The organism is Myxococcus sp. RHSTA-1-4, assembly GCF_020037125.1.
Classification (GTDB): Bacteria; Myxococcota; Myxococcia; order Myxococcales; family Myxococcaceae; genus Myxococcus.
Window position 1 is genome coordinate 85,699 of record NZ_JAIQDG010000016.1, and the last position, 18,964, is coordinate 104,662.

Here is an 18,964-nt window from a genome sequence, read left to right on the forward strand (position 1 = left end):
TCGGGGCCGTGGAAATGGACGAATCATTTTCGCGGGTACGACACCTGGGCCGTCTCCGGAGAGGTGTCTCAAGTGGGGGCAGGGGCCATGCGCGCGGGCGGCGGAGTGGCAGGATTCCGCAGGTGCGGCCCGATGGGGGCCTGGCTTCCCGGGGTCGTCGCGGTGTCACGGGCCGCGCATGTTTCAAGCGCATGGGGACAGGGCACTCCGCTCGCCGCGTCTGGAAGGTCGCGCTCGGTGTCGTGGCCGTCGCGCTGGTGCTGCTTGTCGGTGCGCTGGCCCTGAAGCCGTCGTGGATCGCCGAGCGTCTGCGCGGACAGGTCGAGGCCATTGGCACCCGGTCCCTTGGCCGCCCTGTGACCCTCCAGGAGCTCGAGGCCCACTGGCTGCCGAGGCCCGGCGCCACGCTCACGAATCTGCGGGTCGAGGGCGAAGGCAACGAGCCGCCATTCCTCGAGGCCCCACGTGCGACCGTGACCGTCCAGCTCTGGCCGCTGATTCGCAGCCTCGGCAGGGACGTGCGCGTGGGTGCGATGGAGCTCGATGACACGAAGCTGAACCTGGTACGGCGCGAGGACGGGACGTGGAATTACGAGTCGTTCGAGAGTACCCGTCCGGAGTCCGAGCGGGATACGTTCGTCGAGGAGCTTCGGATTCGAAATGGCGTCGTGAACGTGACGGACCTGCGGGCGGCCGGTGGTACCGCCGCGGTGGCGCTCCGGGACATCGACGCGACCCTGAAGAACCTGGGGCCGGGCATGGCGCTCGAGGGCGAAATGAAAGCAGCGTTCGCCGCACCGGCGCAGAACGTGACGATGGACTTCAAGGTCGACCCGTTCCCCATCGGGAAGCCCCAGCCGGGTCAGCCGTGGCCCGAGGTGACCATGCACCTGCGCGGCAAGGACCTCTCCGTGCGAGCGTTCCGGAACTTCCTTCCTCCGAAGGCGACAGGGTTCTTCACCGGCGGACTGGTGGACCTCGACGCGGACGTGAAGACCGGCCATGGCCGGTACGCGCTCGCGGGCCGCGGCTCGGCGAGGGAGCTGAAGCTTCGCGGAGACTCGGCGAGCGGCTCGTTCGAATTCAACTCGAACATCGACCCGGCCAACGTGAAGGCGGCGAAGGTGGACTTCACGCGGGTCGCGCTCGAGGGACCGGGCATCGACCTCGGTGGTACGGCCTCGGCCCAGCTGGCGCCCACGCGCGTGCGGTTCGCGCTGCAAGGGCAGGAGCTCGACCTGAAGCACCTGCTCAGCGCGCTGCCACCGCAACCGGAGGGTGAAGATTCGTCCACCGGGCTGCCCGCCTCGGTGCGCGCGCAGCTCGGGAAGGTCGAGGTGGGTGGCACGCTCGAGCTCGCGAAGCTGCGTCACGGCGCGCTCGTGGCGACGGACGTGGAGGCACAGGCGAAGCTGGATGACGGCGTGCTCCTCGTCCAGCGCGGTGGCGCGAGGGTCTACGGCGGGCACGTGGACATCAGTGGAACGCGGGTGGACCTCACGCAGGCGCGGCCGGTGTGGTTACTGAAGGCGGTCCTCGCCGGAATGGACACCGCGCAGGCCTTCCAGGCCCTGTCGGGACACCAGCCGCTGCGAGGCCTGGCCAGTGGCGAGCTCCAGCTCAACGGCGCCGGCTCGGATTGGGCCGAGGCGCGAAGCCGCGTCACCGGAGGCGGGCACGTGCGGCTTCGCGACGGTGTCCTCACGACGGCGGACCTCGGGGCGGAGGTGGCTCCGGTCCTGGGGCAGGGGCTGGCGATGCTGGGCTACCGGGGCGCGGCGGGGACGGTCCAGAAGGCGGGGGAGGGCACGAGGCTGAAGGACCTGAACGCGCGGTTCCGGGTCCAGGACGGATGGGTCGAGTTCACGCAGCCCATGGCGTTCCAGTCGGACATCGGTGCCGGGACGCTGGATGGCCGGGTAGGCCTGGACCAGCGCCTGGAGCTCGAGGGCACATTCAAGGCTTCCGAGCAGTTCGTCTCGGCCATCACCCACGGCGCGATTGCAGTGAAGGCGCCTGTGACGCTCCCACTCACCATCACGGGCACGCTGAACGCGCCCGAGGTGAAGCCTGGCAGCCCGATGGACATCGCCAAGGGCCTGTCGCCAGCGGTGCCGGGGCCGAAGTCGCTCGAGAACCCGGTGAACCAGGCGCGCAAGGGCCTCGGAGACCTCTTCAGGCGGCCCCGGAAGTAGCGAAGGCGCTTCGGCTCCGCGGCGACGGCGCTCCAGGAAACAGGGAGTCCATGGTGGCAGACGGGCGCCCTCGCCTACGTGTGGGGATGCGAGCATCGAGCCGAGGCCCGCCCGGCGGGTGCAGGAGCCAGCGTCCGTGTGCGATGGGGCGGGCGCTCGAGGTATCGCCAGTTCGACTGTCGTGAGGACGGCTGCATTCCCAGCTCGGCATCCCCAACGTTGCGAGTGGGGGAGGAGTTGGCACATGCGATTCTCGGAACGCATTCATCCCGGCCGCACGGTCGTTGCCTCAGGAGGGGAGGAGCTCGGCACCGTGGATGCCGTGTTCATCGATGGCGAGACCTGGAAGGTCGAGGCGCTGCAGGTGAAGCTGCACTCGGAGACCGCCGACAAGCTCGGTGCGTTCTGGAATCTCTTCCACGCCGGGCGGATAGAGCTGCCCACGCGCATCGTGCAGTCGGTGAGTGACACCGTGGTGCTCTCGGTTTCCATCGAAGAGCTCCGCCAGGTGCTGTCCGCGGAGTCAGCGTCTGCTCCGGCGCACTGAGCAACAGCGATGACTACTCGGGACGCGCGTGGCGCCGTCCCGAGCGCAGGAAGTCGAGCATGACGGCCTTGTCGCCCGTGGCCAGCACGTACGGAGTTCCGGGCGAGATGAGTCCCTGCCGTGCCGCGACGCCGTCCACGGCGAGCTGGGCGTGGGTGAGCTGGACGCCGGCCCCACCTCCGCCGAGCACGAGCGGCGCACCCATCTTGAGGTCCAGCACCACCACCCGGCGCCGCTCGGGGCGCGGCTCCGACATGTCCACCACCACGAAGTCGCCCGCGAAGCGGCGCTGGTCGCAGCGGAAGACCCACAGGTTCCGCGTGCGGCTCAGCAGCTCCCGCACGAAGGGCTTCTCATCGCTCTTCAGCGCATAGCGCTCGGACAGCAGCGAGGCGGTGGCGAGCGAAAAGCCTTCCTCCTTCGCGAGGAGCAGCGCCCACGGGTTGGCATGCCCGAGCAGCGGAAGGGTGACGGGCAGGACGATGGGGGGCTCGCGAGGCATGTGTGGGAGTGCTCACGAGCGAGTGGTGACGCGTCTGACCGGCCCTACTCCGCCTTCCCGCCCGTTCGCTGCCAGAACTCGCGCAGCAGAATCGTGGCGAAGCGCGAGTCATTCAGGATGTACCGCCGCCACAGCCGCTTCGGCTCGTTCGCCAGCCGGTACAGCCACTCGAAGCCCGCGCGGGCAATCCACTGGGGCGCGCGCTTCGCCGTACCGGCGATGAAGTCGAACCCCGCGCCCACGCCAATCGCCACGGTGGGCCCCAGCTTGTGGGCCACCTGCGAAATCCACACCTCCTGCTTCGGGCTGCCCAGCGCCACGAAGAGCAGGTGCGGGTCCTTCTCGCGAATCGTCGCCACAATCGGGTCGTTCTGCGCGTCCCCCGCGTCCGTGCGCACCATGGGCGAGTCCCAGCCCACCACCTCCACGCCGTACTTCTCGCGGACGATGCCCGCCACCTTCTCCGCCACGCCCGGGCCGGCACCCAGGAGGAACACGCGCCACTTGCGCTCGGCGCCCATCTTCATCAGCGGGAGGATGAGGTCCGAGCCGGCGATGCGCTCCGGCAGCGGCACGTCCATCGCCTTCGACGCCCACACAATCGGCATCCCATCCACCACCGAAATCGTGGCGCGCGAGTACGCGTCGCGGAACTGCGCGTTGTCCTCGGCCAGCACCACGTGGTCCACGTTGGCGGTGAAGACGTAGCCGCCCTGGCGCAGGTCCACGAGGCGGCCAATCTGCTGGATGGCGTCCTCGAAGGTGAGCTGGTCGATGGTGAGCTGCCCGATGCGCAGGCGCGGGCGGCCCGTGGAGAACGTGGACGTCGAGGGAGAGGCGGCGCTCATGGCTTCTTCACCGTCAGGTCGAGCACTGTCATGGAATAGGGCGGCAGGCGCTGACTCAGCGAGCCAGCCGCCTTCGCGCCGGGAGTCTGCTCGGTGAACCCCCCAGGCGCGCCCGAGTAGCCCAGCACGCGCACGCTGTCGAGCGTCCCGCAGCCCTTCAGCTCAATCTGCGCCTGCGCGGCCTGGTCCGGGTCCAGGTTGAGGACGATGGCCACCAGCTTCTTCCCCGAGTCGTCCCGGGACGCGAAGAGGCTGGTGCCCTCGGCCGCCTTCGCAGGCACCCAGTTGTCCTGGAAGCGGCCCCCCCTGCCGTCGAAGTCCCGGTACGCGCGGAACGCCCAGAACACCGGCGAGCCCTCGGTGGGGTACTGCCAGAAGAAGGCGGAGAGGATGTTCTCCTGCGCGAAGCGGCCCAGCGCCTCGGCCTGCGCCAGTCCGCCGCTCATGTGCCGGAAGGCGCCGAAGTTGTACTCGCCGATGGAGATGCCCCGGCCGGGGTAGTTCTCGGCAATCCACTCCTTCATGCGCGGAATCAGGCGCACGGGCTCGCCAATCCAGGACTCGTCCTTGTAGGCCGGGTCCCACAGCCCGCGCACGGAGCGGATGCGGCGCGCGTTGGTCTCCGGGTCCGTGGCGCCGTCCGTGCCCACGCCCACGTTGCTCTGCGGGTAGAAGTGCAGGTCCACCACGTCGAGGATGCGCACGCCCGTCTTCTTCTCGTGCTCGCGCAGCTGCCGCAGGTACCAGGCCATGAGCGGCAGGTTGTCGTGCGCGCGCCGGTCCGAGTGCGGCAGCTTGCCCGGCGCGAAGTCCGCGGCGGACCAGAGGTAGTTCGTCCAGCCCCACTCCGCCGGGCCGGCGATGACGGCCTCCGGGTCCGCCTTCCGCACCGCGGTGCCGTAGGCAATCGTGCGCTTGAGCAGCTCGTCGTAGGTGAGCGGCTCCGGGAACACGTCGCGGTGCGTGGAGTTCCAGAGCATGGGCTCGTTGTCCAGGATGTACATCTGGACGCTGCGCGAGCCGCGGGCCTTGTCCTTCTCGCGGATGGCGGTGACCCACTCGGCGATGAACCCGGGCGGGGCCTCCACGCTGGTGAGCGTGGGCGAGCCGGGCTTCAGCGGGGTGCCGTCGCGCGACTTGCCGTTGCCGGCCCCGCCGTCATCCGCCTGCTGCGGGCCGAACTGGGACACGGGGAAACCGGCGGACGTCTTGTCCCTGGCCACCCAGCCCAGCATGGGCAGCGTGAGCGCGGACTGCATGCCGTGCTTCCGGTTGGCCTCGAGGAAGTCCTCGTAGCTGAAGCCGATGTCGACGTTCTTGTAGAACCAGTCGTTGGCGGTGTTCCACGTGCCGCCCAGCTTCCAGTTGTAGCGGGACGCGGGGTTGCCGCCCCAGCGGCGCGTGGTGGCGCCCAGGCGGTACTGGTGCGTGTCCTGCTTCTCGCGGTTGCCGTCCAGGGCGATGCCGTAGATGAGCGGGCTGATGCGGTGGCCGGGCGCCGTGCAGTCGATGGACATGCGCGCCTCGCGGCCGCTGCCCTTGCCGGCGCGTCCGCCGCCCGCGGCCATGGCGGCGGCGACCTCGGGCGGCAGCGGGACGAGCGCCACCTTGTCGAAGAGCACCTGGTCGCGGCCCACGTCCTTGGAGGCGCGCAGCACCACGCGGTCGAACGGCCGGCCGCTCGGGTTGAGCTGCTCCATGGGGATGAGCACCTCCGTCCACTCGCCGTCCTTGCGGACCTGCAGCTCGGGAGTAATCGGGATGCGCGGGAAGGCGGTGGCGCCGTGCGCGTCCAGGCGCGCTTCCAGGAACTCGCCGAAGGAGTCCGGCGCGCTGAAGCGGAACGAGAGCGCGCCGAAGGAGCCCTCCAGCTTCGGCCGGTAGAGAATCCACCCGCCGTAGTTGAACAGGCGCATGCGCGCCGGAGCGCCCTTCGGCAGCTCGCGAGGCGCCCAGCCGATGTCATTCCACCCGGAGGCCAGGCCCCCGTCGTAGATCATCATCGGCGCCGTCGAGGCCTGTGCGCCCGGAGCCGCCGCCGCGCCAGCCGTCGAGGGAGCCTTCTCCGCCGCCGCGTCCTGCCCCGCGCCGGCCGCCCGTGCCACCGCCACCGTCCCGCCCGCGAGCAGGGCGCATGACAGCACGGCCGCGCCAGCCTTCCTCCGAGCACGCTTCACGCCATCCTCCATGAGCCTCATCTCCCCCGGGGACCTCACGCCAGCGCGTGGGCCTCAGAGCACCACGTCGTCCTTGTCCTTGCGCGGGAAGATGCGGGCGGGGATGCCCACGGCCACGCTGTCCGGAGGGACGTCCTGGAGCACCACCGCGTTGGCTCCAATCCGCGAGCGCGCGCCGATGCGCACCGGCCCGAGGATGCGCGCGCCGGCGCCAATCCACACGTCATCCTCGATGACGGGGTAGCCGTTGTCCTTGGCGGTGCCCACGGTGTTGTTGCCGTAGAAGCGCACGCGGTCGCCAATCTTCGCGTCGCCGCCGATGACGATGCCCAGGCTGTGGACGAAGTACACGCCCTTGCCGAGCGTGACGTCCTTGCCAATCTCGATGCCCATCACCGCCGTCTGGGCCACGCGCAGCACGTGGTTGAGCAGGGGGATGCGGTACGTGAGCGCCGCCTCGCGAGCGCGGTTGAGGGCGGTGATGCGGTACGAGTCGCTGGTCAGCACCACCTTGGCGATGGACTTCGCGTCCGAGGTGCCATTGGCCGCCTTCGCCAATTCCAGCGCGTCCGTGACGAGCGAGCCAATCATCGAGTTCCTCCGCTTCAGGGTGTCCAACTATTCCTCCCGCCCTTGCAGGTAGCGGGCGACCTCGCGGGCGATGCCCGTCCAGCCGCCGGCCTCGTCGCGGGCGCCGCGCAGGTACTCCATGCCGTACACCACGGAGGTGCCCGCGAAGGCGGCCTTCTCCAGGCCCAGCTTGTCGGCCGTCTTCGCCACGTTCATCACCGTGCGGGTGAGCACCTTCGTGGCGTCCGGAGCGACGACGGTGGCGGCCAGCAGCGGGCGCGCCAGCGGGTTCGTCTCGAAGAGGAGGCGCCAGGGGTTGAGGCTGCGCCGGTCCGGGTGCTTGCGCGCCATCTGCGTGTCGAACATGCCGTAGCGGTTGGCGCGCTTCAGCCAGCGCTCGAAGGACACGTGGTCGCTGCCGTGCAGCACGTACGCGTCGCGGGCGAAGAGGAAGGTGCAGCCGGCCTTCTCCAGGCGGACGCCCAGCTCGACGTCCTCGGACTGGCCCAGGGACTTGTCGAAGCCGCCCACGCCCACGTAGTCGGCGCGGGGGAAGGACACGTTGCCGGTGTAGAGGTGGTTGCCGCGGGCGCGGGCGCCGGGGGTGGACAGCTCCTCGGCCATGCGGTTGTTGAGGTACGCGTACCAGCGCTCGAACAGGGGCATGTCGCCAATGGACGGGTCCGGGCGGATGCGGCCGAGCACCACGTTGCGCGAGCCGGGCGGGTGGTGCGCCAGGTGGCGCTCCAGGAAGTCCGGGGCCACCTGCATGTCGTCATCGGTGACGAGCACGACTTCACCCCGGGCGGCGAGCACGCCCCGGTGGCGGGCGGCGGCGGCGCCGGCGTTCTGTTGCACCTCCACGCGCAGGGTGTACGGCAGCTTCTGGGCGAGCAGCGGCTCGCGCACGGGCTCCTTCGAGCCGTCGTCCACCACGACGACCTCGAACTGGTCGGCGGGCAGCGTCTGCCCGGCGAGCTGCCACAGCAGCCGGGTGATGAGGGGCAGCCGGTTGTAGGTGGCGATGACGACGCTGAGGCGGGGCGTGGGGGCGGTGCTCATGGCTTCTTCTTCTTGTCCTGCCTGGCCCGGCCCTTCTTCTTCTGCCGGGGGAAGGTGACGCTGCCCACGAAGCGCTCGTGGCCCACGAACTCAATCGTCTTGCGGGCGGTGCCGAAGTCCGTCTCGCCGAGCGTCACGCACAGCAGGCAGCCGTCGGCGGCGAGCGCCAGGGGCAGGCTGGCGGGGCGGGTGATGAGGGAGTCGAGGACGACGACGACGCGCTCGCCGCGGGCGACGCGCTCGCGCAGCTCCAGGACGAGGCGCGAAGCGCCGGTGGGAGAGATGCCGGTGGCGTCCTGGAGGTGGAACTTCTGCGAGTACGCGTAGGGCGCGCCGGCCTCGAGGACGGCGGCGGCGGCCTCCAGGGCGGGGGCGCCAGGATGGGCGGGCACGACGGTGAGGAAGTTCCACGCGCGGCGCTCGAGCGCGAACCACAGCCGCTGCAGCTCCGGCGACGGCACGGGGCTGTCGGGCGGAGCGGCATCCACGGGACTGGGAGGTGCGCTGGAGTCGGCGGCCATATGGGGAGATGCCCGATATAGCGCAACGCGTGGCGGCGCCCAACGACCTGCCCGGACGGGCAGGGAAGCGGGTGCCGGTCGCCCTGCTCCCTGGGATTTCGCGGACTTCTGGCGGAGAGCCCGCATCCTCCGGCGCTCAGAAAGCGAGGAACCCGGGTGTGGCGCGGCGGCCCGGAATCGAGGCCGGACGCGTGGTGCCCCGCCGGAGCCGCTCCGCTCAGCGTGCCCTTCCGAGGCGCCAGATGACGGAGGCGAGCGCTGGCGGCGGACAGCCCCGGTCCGGCGTGGCCGTGTCCACGCACTCCGAGCGGCCACGCTCCGGGGCGGGGAGGCGCGTCCACCCATCCCCCTGCGCCGCGTAGATGAACACATCCCCGTTGTCGCTGTTGTAGAGCCAGAAGCGCCCGTGCGCGTCCCAGGCCCAGTAGACGTTGAAGCGCGCGGGGAAGCCTTCCGTGTCCCGGAAGACCTCCACTCCCGAGCGCCCCTGGAAACTCACCACCCAGCAGTGACGGAAGCCCGGAACGCAGGGCTTCTCCAGGATGTCCACCCGGGCCACGTAGGCCCCGTCAGGAGAGGGAAGGGGAGACTTCTGCGGGCGCTCCTCCCTGCCTTCGCAGCCAGCGAGGGCCAGGGTGAGCAGCAGGAGGGCGCAGAGGCCGGAATGGCTGACAGTCTGACAGCGCGCGTTCATCGGATTGTCCTTCTGGCAGGCGCGCGGGAGGTCAACTCCGGGGCCCGCGGGCTCGCACCGCATGGAGGGCAAGGTGCATGCCAGGAAGTTGCTCGGGTCTCCCGGGCCCGACAGCGGGCCGCTCTCAAACCGTGATGAATCAGGGTCCCCGGCGACTCCGGGCAGGCAGGCATGCGCTGACGGCCAGCCGTGTTATGGGATGTCCGTGCAGAAGATTGGCTACCTGATTCCCGAGTTCCCCGGACAGACGCACATCTTCTTCTGGCGCGAGCTGCAGGCGCTGCCGGGGAAGGGTGTCACGCCGGAGCTGGTGTCCACCCGCCCGCCGCCCGCGCGCATCATCAGCCATAGCTGGGCGAAGGAGGCCATGGCGCGCACCGAGTACCTCGCGCCCCCGGGCGCCGAGGGCGCGCTCGGCGCCGCCAGGGGCGCGGCCGAGGTGGCCCGCGCCATGCCCGCGGGCTGGGCCCGCTGCCTCGCGTCCATCGCCCGCGCGGAGGGGCTGGACGCGAAGGGCCGCGCGCAGCTCCTCGCCTTCGCCGTCATGGGCGGGCGGCTGGCGTCGCTGGCGCGGGAGCGCGGCTGGACGCACGTGCACGTGCACTCGTGCGCCAACGCGGCGCATGTGGCGCTCTTCGCCAACCTCCTGTCGGGCCTGCCCTACAGCCTGACGCTGCACGGGCCGCTGCATGACTACGGCCCCAACCAGAAGGAGAAGTGGCGCCACGCGAAGTTCGCCTTCGTGATTACGAAGAAGCTCCTCGGCGAGGTGAACCAGGAGCTGGCCGGCGCCCTGCCGAAGGACATCGGCCTGGCGCCCATGGGCGTGGAGCTCCACAAGTTCAACCGCTCCGTGCCGTACTCGGCCTGGACGGGCGAGGGCCCGCTGCGCATCTTCTCGTGCGGCCGCCTCAACCCCTGCAAGGGGCACGCGGACCTCATCGACGCGGTGGGCCTGCTGCGCGCGAAGGGCATCGACGCGCGGCTGGCCATCGCCGGCGAGGACGAGGCGGGTGGCACCACGTACCGCAAGGTGCTGGAGGCGAAGCTGGCGGAGACGAAGCTCGGTGACGCGGTGACGCTGCTGGGCGCGGTGAGCGAGGACAAGGTGCGCGGCGAAATCGAGCGCGCGCACATCTTCTCGCTGGCCAGCCTCCAGGAGCCGCTGGGCGTGGCCATCATGGAGGCCATGGCCATGCGCGTGCCCGTGGTGGTGACGGGCGCGGGCGGTGTGCCGGAGCTGGTGGACGACGGCGTGGACGGCATCCTCGTGCCCCCGCAGCAGCCCCAGGTGCTGGCGGAGAAGCTGGAGGCCGTGGCGCGAGACGCGAAGGAGGCCGCGCGTCTGGGCGAGGCGGGCCGGCGCAAGGTGGAGACGCAGTTCAGCAGCGAGCGCAGCGCGGAGATGCTCGCGCAGATGCTCCAGCGCGCCGCCTCGGCGCCGACGCCGTGAGTAGCTGACCCGGGGCGCTCCAGGGCATCCTCGGTTTCAACGGGGCCCGTTCGGAGTGCCTTCCTCGTGGCTTGGCGGAGTGGGCGGCACCGCCGGGCTCACGGGGCCCATGCCCCCGTCCCTCGACTCCGCATCCGGCCCGGGTGGCGGCACGTCAGGAGGTGTGAGGCCTGTCTCCTGGGGCGCCGGAGTTCCTGCGTCGGGTGCTTGAAGTCCCGGGCGTTCGTCGGGGTCGGCGCCGACGCTGCGCCGCAGGATGCGGCCGTCGGTGCTGATGGCGTACCGGGCGCCCGTATCCAGTGACAGGTACTTCAAACCGCAGAACTCGTCGTCGTCTTCAATCTGGACGAAGACGATGTCTCCCTGACGGATGACGCGATACCGATGCGCTTCCAGTCGGTCCCGGCACGGTTGCTCCTTGCCGCTGGGGGGCAGGAAGTCATTGACGGCGACCAGGAGGGCCTGAAGGGTGACTCCGTCCAGTTCATAAGGCTGATTCCGCGCGCCGAGGGTGACGGCGGCGTGCTCATGGAAGTTGGGGAAGCGGATTGACGGGTCGTCTTCGCGCGCGGGGGCGCGGTGGGTGCGCGCGCATCCCACGAGTGTGACGGCCAGTCCTAGCAACAGGCCCTTCATTCTCAAGAAGGCACCTCCCTTGCCTGGGGGCTATGGGGTCGGGACGAATTCAAATTCTGTCCTGCTCTTCCATTGGACGGTGCCGGCCTTTTCCCTGCGCCAATGTCCTCGTGGGTCGGGCGTCCATTTCACCACTTCGGTGCTGCCCTTGCTGTACTCGAAGAATCCATCACACGTCCTGGGGGCCGGGTCGTAGTGGTTCGAGAAGAACGCGACGATGCTGATGGGAATCCTTCCGTCCCGCGTCTCGATGGTCTCTCCGTGGACCCGAGCCGCATTGATGACGGCACGGATGTCCCGTCCCGAGATGTTGGTGGGAACACCCGGGTGGTTGTGGAGGATGTAGAGGTGCTTGAGCGAGTGGGGTGGGTAACGCGAGTCCTCCACGAACGTGGGGAGTGTGCATCCGCGCTCGTGCTGGTCGTCAGGCGCAATGGGACGTGTGCTCTCCACCAGCCTGCTCATCTCGTACTTCCCGTCAGGCGTGTAGTACAGCCAGGCGCAATATTCGGTGGAGACCTGCCACCGGGTGCGGAAGCTCATGTCGTCTCGATGTCCTGCGTTCCCGCCCCGCTGGGAGAGGATGAGCGGGCAGGCCGCGACGAGCGCGTCCCGGTAGGAGTCGAAGGGGCCAAACCCCGGCATCGGGCCCCTGACACGCTCCGGGAAGTGATTCGGATCGAAACGCTCGACCCCGGGCGGGGCCACGGTGGGCGCACAGCCTGCGAGGGCGGACAAGAGCAGCCAGCACCTCATGCGCTTTCCCGGAGAGCGGAGCATCGCCTTGCGGCAGTGTATGGCGGCTGGGTAACTCACCTCAACGGCCCCCTGCGCCTCCTCGGTCCGAGCACCGCGTCACTCATATGCCGGGTGGGTGATGGCACTCCGGCGGGTGCGGCGTGGACGGCATCCTCGTGCCCCCGCAGCAGCCGCAGGTGCTGGCGGAGAAGCTGGAGGCCGTGGCGCGAGACGCGAAGGAGGCCGCGCGTCTGGGCGAGGCGGGCCGGCGCAAGGTGGAGACGCAGTTCAGCAGCGAGCGCAGCGCGGAGATGCTCGCGCAGATGCTCCAGCGCGCCGCGATGTGAGGCCGCGGGCCCCCGCGCGCGGCCGGCGGGCGCGGCCCCACGTCGCGCGGCCGCGCGGGCGGACCTCCTCACCGCGCGGCGAGGCGGGGACCGCCGTTGCTCGGGATGGGCGCGGGTCCTCGCCCCGCGCGGGGCTTCAACCCGTGGCGCTTCCGCCCCGTGTCGCCGCGGGCGGTGGTGCCTCCGCATCTCCGGAGGTGGCGCCTCCCCCTCCCTTCGCCACCGAGGGCGGCGGACCGTCTTCCAGGTTGGTGTAGATGATGGCGCCCGGAGGTGGAACCGGCGCGCTCGGCGCGGGCGGTAGCAGCGCGCTGTTGGGCACGGGCCACGCGCCGGTGGCCGTGGCCAGCTTGCCGGTCATGGCCACGGCGATGGCCACCAGGAACGTGCAGATGTACGAGATGATGCCCATGTCCCCGAACACCTGATTCACGTACGACGCCAGCACGCCGACGATGACGAGGGCGGCGGAGCGGTACTCGGAGACGGGGGAGCGGTGGTACGCGCGCACCGCGAGGTACACGGTGACCACGATGTACATCCACACGCCCGTGAAGCCCAGCATTCCCCCGAAGGCGAGCAGCCCCAGCAGTGAGTTGTGCGGGTGGAAGCGGTACGTCGGGAAGACGAAGGAGATGTCCGGCAGAGGGTACGGTTCCAGGAACTCGTGCCCGTAGCCCGTGCCCAGGATGGGGAACTGGTCCCAGGTGGCAATCATGTTCAGGTTCTCGAGGTCCCGGTAGTCCAGGTTGCCCTCGCCGCCCTGGCCATCAATCAGCGAGCGGATGGTCTCCACCGGCCCCCAGACGCCCCCGGAGCGGTTCCATCCAATGGCGATGTAGACCGCCATCACCGGCGCGAAGAACGGAACCACGCGCGTCAGGAAGCGCTTGAGCGGCGTCCACGGGTTGATGAGGTAGGCGGCCAGCAGGCAGCCCCCGAGGCTGACGTAGGCCAGGCGCCGGTCGTTGAAAATCATCCCGGGGACGATGAAGGCCAGGACGCCGAGCCCGCGGAGGATGTGGGCGGGCTTGGGTTTCTCGATGAAGCGCGTCAGCACCACCAGGACGCAGAAGATGAACGTCATCGAGTCCGAGTGGGACGTGGTGTACTCGACCTCGACGCCCATGGCCGGGACGACGACCAGCGCGAAGTAGCTGCCCACCAGCGCCTTGGTGATGCCGGCGAGGATGACCGTCTTCGCGATGATGGGCCAGTCCTGCGGCCCCCTCAGCGCGTAGTGGTACATGGCCACGATGAACGGCAGCACCGCGCCCTGGTGCCACTGCCACAGCGAGTTCTTGAAGTCCCCGCCCCGGGCCAGGCCGCGGAACTCCATGGCCAGGATGGAGAAGAGCGTCAGCGCCGTTATCACCGCGAGCGGCCGGGGCATTGGCGGGAGGTCCGGCTCCAGCGGGGACTTCACCACCCGCCGGTACAGCGCCAGGCCCAGCAGCCCGAAGATGAGGGCGTCGATGAGCGGGAAGCGCAGTACCGGAATCTTGGTGAGTGAGTTGAGCTGGGTGAACAGCAACTCACCTATTGGAGCCAGGGGCGAGGGCCAGAAGCCGGACTGGGGGCGGTCGGGCCCGTAGTCCACCGCCAGCACCAGCCACGTCAGGATGATGACGGGGTAGCGGACGGGCACCTTGAGGACGACCCACACCACGCCGAAGGCCAGGACGGGGGCCACGGCGACCACGGGGTGCAGGATGGCCCCTCCCACGACGGCGAGCGCCAGGATGCCCAACAGGGCGGCGAAGCGCAGGTAGGAGGGACGATAAGGGGCGTACATCGTGACGCGGGGGAGGCTACATCCGGAGGTCCGGTTGCGATAGATGATGCGGCACGCATGCCTGCCTCCCGTCCCCGTGTCCTCCTGATTGCCGAGCTGTGCAACCCCGACTGGGTGAGTGTCCCGCTGGAAGGCTGGTCGCTCTACCGCGCGCTGACCGAGGTGGCGGACGTGCACCTCGTCACCCACGTGCGCAACCGGGAGAACATCCTCAAGCAGGGGGTGCAGGAGGGCTCCCAGTTCACCGCGCTGGACTCCTCCCCGGTGGAGAAGCCGCTGGACAAGGTGGGGGCGCTCCTGCGCGGCAGCGCCGGCGTGGGCTGGACGACGGCCACCGCGCTGAGCGCGCTGCCGTACTACTACTTCGAGGAGGTGCTCTGGCAGCGCTTCGGGGCGCGCATCAAGGCGCGTGAGTTCGACCTGGTGCACCGCTACACGCCCATCAGCCCCACCACGCCCAGCACGCTGGCGGCGCGCTGCAAGGCGGCGGGGGTGCCCTTCCTGATGGGACCGCTGAACGGCGGCCTGCCGTGGCCCAAGGGCTTCGGCGGAGCGCGGCGCCGGGAGAAGGAGTGGCTCAGCTACGTGCGCGAGGCGTACAAGCTGATGCCCTTCTACAAGTCCACGCGGGAGAACGCGTCCGCCATCCTCACCGGCTCTCGCGCCACGCGCGGGCAGATTGCGGAGCCGTGGCAGTCGAAGACGGTCTACATCCCGGAGAACGCCATCGACCCGAAGCGCTTCGGCTCGGCGAAGTCGGAGGGCCCGGTGGAGCTGCCGCTGCGGGTGGCCTTCGTGGGGCGCTTCGTGCCGTACAAGGGCATGGCCATGCTGATGGAGGCGGCGGCGCCGCTCATCCGCGAGGGCAAGGTGGTGCTGGAGTACATCGGCGACGGGCAGGAGATGCCCAACCTGAAGGCCCAGGCGGCGCGGGAGGGCATCGAGTCCGGGGTGACGTTCGCCGGGTGGGTGAAGCACCAGGAGCTGCAAGGGAGGCTGGCGAAGAACCACGTCTTCGGCTTCCCCAGCGTGCGCGAGTTCGGCGGCGCGGTGGTGTGCGAGGCGATGGCGCTGGGGCTGGTGCCCATCGTCATGGACTACGGCGGGCCGGGCGAAATCGTGAGCCCGGCCACGGGCTTCGCGATTCCCATGGGCACGCCGGAGGAAATCGTGGTGCGCGTGCGCGAGGTGCTGGCGAAGCTGGCGGCGGACCCGTCCGTCATCCGCCCCATGGGCGAGCGCGCCAGGGCGCGCGTCTTCAAGTACTTCACCTGGAAGGCGAAGGCGGAGCAGGTGCTGGAGGTGTACCGCTGGCTGCTCGGCGAGCGCGGGCAGCCAGACTGGGGCATGCCGCTGGCGGACTGAGGCGCGTCACGGCAGCGTGGGCACGCGGTCGAAGTCCATGGCGCTCACGGGCGCGAAGGGCTCGAACCGGTCCTCGCGCCGGTCCAGGGCGTGGGCCTTGCGGATGAGGTCTCCCAGCTCCACCACGTCCGCCCGGCCCTTCAGCGGCTGGCCAATCTCTTCCCACAGGGACAGCAGCCCCTCGTAGGAGAGCGGACGCACCCAGTACGAGCCGCGGAGCTTCTCCGCGAACGCGGCCGCCACGTAGGACAGGCGCGTGGGCGGCGCGGCCCGGCCATATGCGGGACGCAGCAGGCTGGACGGCAGCGGCTTCTCCATCAGCTTCGAGTCCCCGCCCTCCGGCGCCTTGTACCGGATGCGCAGCGTTCCGAACGTCGCGGCCGGCTCGCGCAGCTTCACCTCGTACAGCGCGGTGACGGCATGGCCCGCGCCCACCTCGCCCGCATCCACCTTGTCATCCGAGAACTGCTCCTTCGTGAGCAGCCGGTTCTCGTAGCCAATCAGCCGGTAGCGGGCGACGGCCTTCGGGTCGAACTCCACCTGGAGCTTCACGTCCTTGGCCACCACCTGCAGCGTGCCCGTGAGGTTCTGCACGAAGATGCGGCGCGCCTCCTCCAGCCGGTCCACGTACGCGTAGTGGCCCTCGCCCACGTGGGACAGCCGCTCCATGAGCACGTCGTTGTAGTTGCCCATGCCGAAGCCCACCGTGGACAGGGTGATGCCCCGGGCCGCGAAGTCCTTCACCCGCGCCCAGATGCCGTCCGCGTCGGTGATGCCGTTGTTCGCCACGCCGTCCGAGCAGAGGATGACGCGGTTGATGCCGCCCTTCTGGAGATGCTTCGCCGCGAGCGTGTAGCCCAGCTCCAGCCCCGCCTGCGCGTTGGTGGAGCCCTCGCTCCTGAGCCCGTCGATGGCCTCCAGCAGGACCTGCTTCCGCGTGGCGCTCGTGGGCCCGAGCACCTGCCGCGCTTCGGAGCCGTACACGACGATGGACACGCGGTCTCTCTCATCCAGCTCCTCCACGAGCAGCCGCAGCGCCCGCTTCACCAGCCCCAGCCGGTTCTCCAAATCCATGGAGCCGGACACGTCGATGACGAAGACGAGGTGGCTCGGCTTGCGCTGTGCGCGGCTCACCTCGCGCGCCTTCACGCCGAGGTGGACCACCTGGTAGCCCTTGCGCACCGGGGACGGAAAGCCCTCCACGTGGACGCTGAAGGGCGCGTCCGGCTCGGCCGCGTAGCCATAGTCGAAGCTGTTGACGAACTCCTCCACGCGGACAGCCTGCTCGTCCGGCAGGACCCCGCGCTCCAGGAACGCGCGTGTCACCGTGTACGAGGCCGTGTCCGTGTCCACGGAGAAGGTGGAGACGCGCTCCTCCTCCGTGGTCACCGTCGGGTTGACCCCGTAGCCCTGGAAGTACATGTCGAAGAAGGAGCCGCCCTTTGGAGGCGCGGTGCGCCCGGAGGCACGAGCAGGTGCGGACGGCATGTGCACGGCGGCCGCTCCGGCTTCCGGAGCGCCGTTGATGCCGAAGGCCGGGTCGCGCGCGGACAGCCCGTCCACCACGTAGCCGTTCTCCGGCGAGGTCGCGCCGTTGATGGACACGCCGTACGTGTCCACCTGCGCGGCGGGCTTCGACTCGGCCAGGGATTCGTAGGCGCGGGCCGCGCCGCCCCTGCCGCCCGGACTTGCCACCGCGATGCGCTTGATGAACTCCTGGTCCACGGCGACCCCCGTGCTCGTGGAGCCCACGTCGAGGGTGGGCGGCGCGCCGGTGATTTCCACCACCTTACCCAGCGACTCCGGGAGCAGCTCCACGTTGAGGCGGATGGTGCGCTTCGGGCGGAGCCGGATGTCGCCGCGCGCGTACGGCCTGTAGGCCTCCTTCTCGAACCGCAGCGTGTACACACCCGGCGGAAGCTGGGGGATGCGGTAGTTGCCCTGGGCATCGGTCACCACCGTCTGCTCGCCCTGGAGGTTGGGCGAGGCCGCGGACACGACGACGCCGGGAACCGGCTGCCGGCTCTGGGCGTCGATGACCGTACCGATGATGATGCCGGACTCAGGGCCGGCGTCGGGCTGCGCCAGGGCGGGCGCGGCCATCATCAAGAGACCGCACAGCAGACTGCGAGCGCTGCGTTTCATCAGGGCCACCTCGGTGAGTCAGGAGGTGGCCATCATCCGGAAGAGCGCCGCCCCCCATCCGCACGGGAGGCTCAGTGCTTCATCACGGTTCCATCACGCCCGGCACGGCCGCCAGGAAGTCAGGCACCGGACACCACGGCCCTCAGCGCCGCTCCGCCTCGCGCGTGGTGCGCACCCACTCGCCGCGCTTCTCCGCGCCGGGGCCGCGCAGCATCAGCCCCACCTTCCACACCACGTAGACGGGCGCCCAGGCCAGGTCCAACAGGCCGCGAGGCCCCACGCCGGACACCCACCAGCCGCGCAGCACGTACGCGCCCAGCGACGCCAGGGCGAAGCCCGACATGCCCGTGGCCAGCATCGCCGTGCCGCCGGACAGCCACGCCACCACCGCCGCGGCCACCGCGCCGCCCACCGTGGCCAGCACCAGCTGGCTCAGCGGCGGCACCAGCACGTCCATGGACAAGTCGAACAGCAGCCCGCTGCGCTGGCGCAGCGCCTCGCTCAAGAGCGGCCACCCGTGCAGCTTGCGCATCTGCCGGCGCCCGCCCTCCCAGCGCTGGCGCTGCGAGCGGCTCTGCTTCTCGCCGGACACCATCTCCCCGAGCACCTCCGCCTCCCACGCGTAGAACACGCGGTGGCCCTTCTTGCCCAGGCGGATGCCGTACTCCAGGTCCTCCACCACGCTGAAGGCGTCGTGCGGCACCTCGCGCAGCACCGCGTGGGTGAAGCACATGCCGTTGCCGCGCAGGCCGCAGGACACGCCCAGCGCCTCGCGGCCCAGCGAGCGCACCTTGTGGAACATGCCCAGCGCAATCGTGATGAGCCGCGTGCGCCAGGACGCCGTCGGGTTCATCACGCCGTAGTGCGCCTGCACCGCGTGCGCGCCCTGCTCCAGCCGCGCCGCGTACGCGTGCAGCAGGTTGGGCGACACCACCGTGTCCGCGTCCACCACCACCACCGCGTCCGCGAAGCCGTCCTTCTGGCTGAACTCGAAGGCGTAGGCCAGGGCGTAGCCCTTGCCGCGCTTCTCCGTGTCGTGCCGCTCCAGCACCGTGGCGCCCGCCTCGCGCGCCTTCTGCGCCGTCGCGTCCGAGCAGTTGTCCGCCACGACGATGATGCGCCGCAGGGGGCCCGGGTAGTCCACCGCGGAGAGGTTGGCCACCGTGCGGGCGATGCCCAGCTCCTCGTTGTGCGCCGGAATCACCACGTCGAACTTCCGCGCGGGCGCCGGAGGCACCGGCGCCGCCCGCCGCCACGACAGCAGCGTCAGCAGCAGCAGATAGCCGCACGCCACCACCATCGGCAGCAGGCCCACGCACAGCGCCACATCGACCCAGGTCCACACCGTCACGACAGTCTCCCCCGAGCG

Annotated in this window: 17 protein-coding genes; 5 read left to right on the forward strand and 12 right to left on the reverse strand. The window is 70.1% G+C overall.

The genetic code is table 11. The features are described 5' to 3' along the window. Window positions 1–191 precede the first annotated feature (191 nt). Complete coding sequence (locus K8638_RS21975) at window positions 192–2,195, forward strand: AsmA-like C-terminal region-containing protein (RefSeq protein ID WP_223756538.1); 2,004 nt, start codon at window positions 192–194, stop codon at window positions 2,193–2,195. 244 nt (window positions 2,196–2,439) lie between these two features. After that, complete coding sequence (locus K8638_RS21980; RefSeq protein ID WP_223756539.1) at window positions 2,440–2,742, forward strand: PRC-barrel domain-containing protein; 303 nt, start codon at window positions 2,440–2,442, stop codon at window positions 2,740–2,742. Window positions 2,743–2,755: 13 nt separating this feature from the next. On the opposite strand, the gene K8638_RS21985 is transcribed toward K8638_RS21980, so the two are convergent. The 7 genes from K8638_RS21985 to K8638_RS22015 all read right to left on the reverse strand — a co-directional run bounded on the left by K8638_RS21985 (window position 2,756) and on the right by K8638_RS22015 (window position 9,116). After that, window positions 2,756–3,244, reverse strand: coding sequence for a hypothetical protein (locus K8638_RS21985; RefSeq protein WP_223756540.1), 489 nt, complete (start codon window positions 3,242–3,244; stop codon window positions 2,756–2,758). 44 nt (window positions 3,245–3,288) lie between these two features. Next, entirely contained in the window at window positions 3,289–4,092 is an 804-nt protein-coding gene (gene epsA / locus K8638_RS21990; RefSeq protein ID WP_223756541.1) for an exopolysaccharide biosynthesis glycosyltransferase EpsA, read from the reverse strand. Continuing rightward, complete coding sequence (gene epsB / locus K8638_RS21995; protein WP_223756542.1) at window positions 4,089–6,281, reverse strand: GH44 family glycoside hydrolase EpsB; 2,193 nt, start codon at window positions 6,279–6,281, stop codon at window positions 4,089–4,091. Before epsB ends, epsA begins: the two co-directional genes overlap by 4 nt. A 42-nt stretch (window positions 6,282–6,323) precedes the next feature. Beyond that, window positions 6,324–6,860, reverse strand: coding sequence for a serine O-acetyltransferase EpsC (gene epsC, locus K8638_RS22000; protein ID WP_223756674.1), 537 nt, complete (start codon window positions 6,858–6,860; stop codon window positions 6,324–6,326). A gap of 27 nt (window positions 6,861–6,887) precedes the next feature. Further along, the gene (gene epsD, locus K8638_RS22005; RefSeq protein ID WP_223756543.1) at window positions 6,888–7,901 is read right to left on the reverse strand and encodes an exopolysaccharide biosynthesis glycosyltransferase EpsD; all 1,014 of its coding nucleotides are present in this window, start codon (window positions 7,899–7,901) and stop codon (window positions 6,888–6,890) included. After that, complete coding sequence (locus K8638_RS22010) at window positions 7,898–8,422, reverse strand: hypothetical protein (protein ID WP_223756544.1); 525 nt, start codon at window positions 8,420–8,422, stop codon at window positions 7,898–7,900. Before K8638_RS22010 ends, epsD begins: the two co-directional genes overlap by 4 nt. Window positions 8,423–8,639: 217 nt before the next feature. Continuing rightward, window positions 8,640–9,116, reverse strand: a complete 477-nt coding sequence (locus tag K8638_RS22015) for a hypothetical protein (RefSeq protein WP_223756545.1) — start codon at window positions 9,114–9,116, stop codon at window positions 8,640–8,642. Between the two features lie 199 nt (window positions 9,117–9,315). Between K8638_RS22015 and epsE the strand changes: the two genes are divergently transcribed. Beyond that, on the forward strand, window positions 9,316–10,569 hold the full coding sequence (gene epsE / locus K8638_RS22020) for an exopolysaccharide biosynthesis GT4 family glycosyltransferase EpsE (RefSeq protein ID WP_223756546.1): 1,254 nt from the start codon (window positions 9,316–9,318) through the stop codon (window positions 10,567–10,569). A gap of 36 nt (window positions 10,570–10,605) precedes the next feature. On the opposite strand, the gene K8638_RS22025 is transcribed toward epsE, so the two are convergent. Next, window positions 10,606–11,211 (reverse strand): hypothetical protein, encoded by a 606-nt coding sequence (locus K8638_RS22025; protein WP_223756547.1) that lies wholly within the window; start codon window positions 11,209–11,211, stop codon window positions 10,606–10,608. 24 nt (window positions 11,212–11,235) lie between these two features. Continuing rightward, window positions 11,236–11,850, reverse strand: a complete 615-nt coding sequence (locus K8638_RS22030) for a hypothetical protein (protein ID WP_223756548.1) — start codon at window positions 11,848–11,850, stop codon at window positions 11,236–11,238. Window positions 11,851–12,104: 254 nt separating this feature from the next. On the opposite strand from K8638_RS22030, the gene K8638_RS22035 reads away from it, so the two are divergent. Continuing rightward, entirely contained in the window at window positions 12,105–12,290 is a 186-nt protein-coding gene (locus tag K8638_RS22035) for a glycosyltransferase (protein WP_223756549.1), read from the forward strand. A gap of 136 nt (window positions 12,291–12,426) precedes the next feature. Here K8638_RS22035 and wzy read toward each other — a convergent pair whose 3' ends face one another. Further along, a complete protein-coding gene (gene wzy / locus K8638_RS22040; RefSeq protein ID WP_223756550.1) occupies window positions 12,427–14,085 on the reverse strand; it encodes an exopolysaccharide repeat unit polymerase in 1,659 nt (552 codons plus the stop codon). 57 nt (window positions 14,086–14,142) lie between these two features. Between wzy and epsH the strand changes: the two genes are divergently transcribed. Continuing rightward, window positions 14,143–15,450 carry an exopolysaccharide biosynthesis glycosyltransferase EpsH gene (gene epsH / locus K8638_RS22045; RefSeq protein WP_223756551.1) on the forward strand — a complete coding sequence of 436 codons (1,308 nt, stop codon included), beginning with the start codon at window positions 14,143–14,145 and terminating at the stop codon, window positions 15,448–15,450. A gap of 6 nt (window positions 15,451–15,456) precedes the next feature. Here the strand turns inward: epsH and K8638_RS22050 are convergent, their stop codons facing one another. After that, the gene (locus K8638_RS22050; protein WP_223756552.1) at window positions 15,457–17,595 is read right to left on the reverse strand and encodes a von Willebrand factor type A domain-containing protein; all 2,139 of its coding nucleotides are present in this window, start codon (window positions 17,593–17,595) and stop codon (window positions 15,457–15,459) included. 142 nt (window positions 17,596–17,737) lie between these two features. Continuing rightward, on the reverse strand, window positions 17,738–18,946 hold the full coding sequence (gene epsU, locus K8638_RS22055) for an exopolysaccharide biosynthesis GT2 family glycosyltransferase EpsU (RefSeq protein ID WP_370644076.1): 1,209 nt from the start codon (window positions 18,944–18,946) through the stop codon (window positions 17,738–17,740). Window positions 18,947–18,964: the final 18 nt, after the last annotated feature.

What these genes read in the sequence shown, in the direction of transcription:
- K8638_RS22030 (WP_223756548.1), bottom strand. Translation starts at nt 11,850, where the DNA reads ATGCCGGGGTTTGGCCCCTTCGACTCCTACCGGGACGCGCTCGTCGCG.
- epsB (WP_223756542.1), bottom strand. Translation starts at nt 6,281, where the DNA reads ATGGAGGATGGCGTGAAGCGTGCTCGGAGGAAGGCTGGCGCGGCCGTG.
- K8638_RS21975 (WP_223756538.1), top strand. Translation starts at nt 192, where the DNA reads ATGGGGACAGGGCACTCCGCTCGCCGCGTCTGGAAGGTCGCGCTCGGT.
- epsC (WP_223756674.1), bottom strand. Translation starts at nt 6,860, where the DNA reads ATGATTGGCTCGCTCGTCACGGACGCGCTGGAATTGGCGAAGGCGGCC.
- epsE (WP_223756546.1), top strand. Translation starts at nt 9,316, where the DNA reads ATGTCCGTGCAGAAGATTGGCTACCTGATTCCCGAGTTCCCCGGACAG.
- epsD (WP_223756543.1), bottom strand. Translation starts at nt 7,901, where the DNA reads ATGAGCACCGCCCCCACGCCCCGCCTCAGCGTCGTCATCGCCACCTAC.
- wzy (WP_223756550.1), bottom strand. Translation starts at nt 14,085, where the DNA reads ATGTACGCCCCTTATCGTCCCTCCTACCTGCGCTTCGCCGCCCTGTTG.
- epsA (WP_223756541.1), bottom strand. Translation starts at nt 4,092, where the DNA reads ATGAGCGCCGCCTCTCCCTCGACGTCCACGTTCTCCACGGGCCGCCCG.
- K8638_RS21985 (WP_223756540.1), bottom strand. Translation starts at nt 3,244, where the DNA reads ATGCCTCGCGAGCCCCCCATCGTCCTGCCCGTCACCCTTCCGCTGCTC.
- K8638_RS21980 (WP_223756539.1), top strand. Translation starts at nt 2,440, where the DNA reads ATGCGATTCTCGGAACGCATTCATCCCGGCCGCACGGTCGTTGCCTCA.
- K8638_RS22015 (WP_223756545.1), bottom strand. Translation starts at nt 9,116, where the DNA reads ATGAACGCGCGCTGTCAGACTGTCAGCCATTCCGGCCTCTGCGCCCTC.
- K8638_RS22010 (WP_223756544.1), bottom strand. Translation starts at nt 8,422, where the DNA reads ATGGCCGCCGACTCCAGCGCACCTCCCAGTCCCGTGGATGCCGCTCCG.
- K8638_RS22050 (WP_223756552.1), bottom strand. Translation starts at nt 17,595, where the DNA reads ATGAAACGCAGCGCTCGCAGTCTGCTGTGCGGTCTCTTGATGATGGCC.
- epsH (WP_223756551.1), top strand. Translation starts at nt 14,143, where the DNA reads ATGCCTGCCTCCCGTCCCCGTGTCCTCCTGATTGCCGAGCTGTGCAAC.